This is a genomic window from Shigella sp. FC1967 (assembly GCF_001743005.1).
Lineage (GTDB): Bacteria > Pseudomonadota > Gammaproteobacteria > Enterobacterales > Enterobacteriaceae > Proteus.
This window is the reverse complement of the sequence record NZ_MIIZ01001052.1, coordinates 1-1,123: the sequence shown is the minus strand read 5'-3', so window position 1 is coordinate 1,123 and position 1,123 is coordinate 1. Positions and strand designations below refer to the sequence as shown.

The 1,123-nt window shown below is 32.7% G+C and carries 1 protein-coding gene and 1 pseudogene; one reads left to right on the top strand and one right to left on the bottom strand.

Features of this window, described 5'->3' with window-relative positions; genetic code table 11:
- Positions 1–61: 61 nt before the first annotated feature.
- Positions 62–634 (bottom strand): hypothetical protein, encoded by a 573-nt coding sequence (locus BHE89_RS18025; RefSeq protein WP_286146277.1) that lies wholly within the window; start codon positions 632–634, stop codon positions 62–64.
- A gap of 330 nt (positions 635–964) precedes the next feature.
- Here BHE89_RS18025 and BHE89_RS27160 point away from each other — a divergent pair.
- A pseudogene (locus BHE89_RS27160) lies at positions 965–1,123 on the top strand (DUF421 domain-containing protein); the annotation flags it as partial.

Below are 1,123 nucleotides of genomic sequence, written 5' to 3'. Positions count from 1 at the left end.
GAACAAAAAGCCAGCGAAAAATTTGCTGGCTCTCAATTCATCAAAAAAAACTGAAATCAGATTATTTATTTTCAGTTTTTAAGTCATCAATCTTTTGTTTAGCTTGATCAGTTAATTGGTCCGCTTTATCAAGTGCTTTATTTTCAGTCTCTTGAGCTTGTTGTTTTACATCATCGCTGGTTTTTGATGCATCACCTTTTAGCTGATCAATTTTATTGTCTGCTTCTTGCATCAGATTATCTGCCGTTTTGCTCGCATCTTGTTTTAGCTCCGCGGCTTTTTCAGATAATTTATTACTTTCGGCTTCTAGGCTTTGCTTAATTTCTTCCGCTTTTGCCGCACTTGCATCTTTTAATTCATCGGTTTTTTGTGAAATGCTTTCTTTTAGCGTATCTGTTTTTTCATCCGTTTGTGCTTTTAATTCTGTGGTTTTTTGTTCTGCTTGATCTTTTAATTCTTGAGCTTGTTGTGTTAATTCATCTGCTTTTGCTGATGCATTTTCTTGCAAGTCGGCTGCTTTATCTTTTGCCTGTTCTGTTAATTCATTCGCTTTATCTTGTGCGGTTTCAGTGACTTGAGTTGCCGTTTCTTTTGCTTTATCAATACCTTCATCGACTTTTTTTAGATGAGTCATCACAACCTGCTGTAATAGTAACGATACCCGCTAGAACCAATGAAGTAAGTAGTTTTTTTATTCATTTTTTTTCTCCAAAATATGTGTTCAAAAACAATTCAGTGATATCCCGCGTAAGTAGTAGTAAAGGCGAGAAGTTATTGTGTTGATAAAAAGATATTACTATCAAACTATCTTAATAAGTATAGTGTCAGTTTTAAAATCAACAAACCTAAGTATATTAAGTGTTTTTTCTTAGTCAAATGCCATGAAAAATAATTCAGATTTTTATCTGGGTAAGATTTTCTGCTTTATAATAAGTGTAGAGATTATTGGAAATGTGAGACGCATATGGAATATTATTTTCTGGTTATTATCAAATTTTATTATTGGTTTTACTATCATATTAGCCCATATGAATTTATCAGGTAAAACACAACTCTCTCAATTAACACCTATTGATTTTATTGGTAATTTTGTACTTGGTGGCATTATGGGGGGGGTGATTTA

Coding starts and splice junctions, on each gene's coding strand:
- BHE89_RS18025 (WP_286146277.1), bottom strand. CDS start 634: ATGACTCATCTAAAAAAAGTCGATGAAGGTATTGATAAAGCAAAAGAA.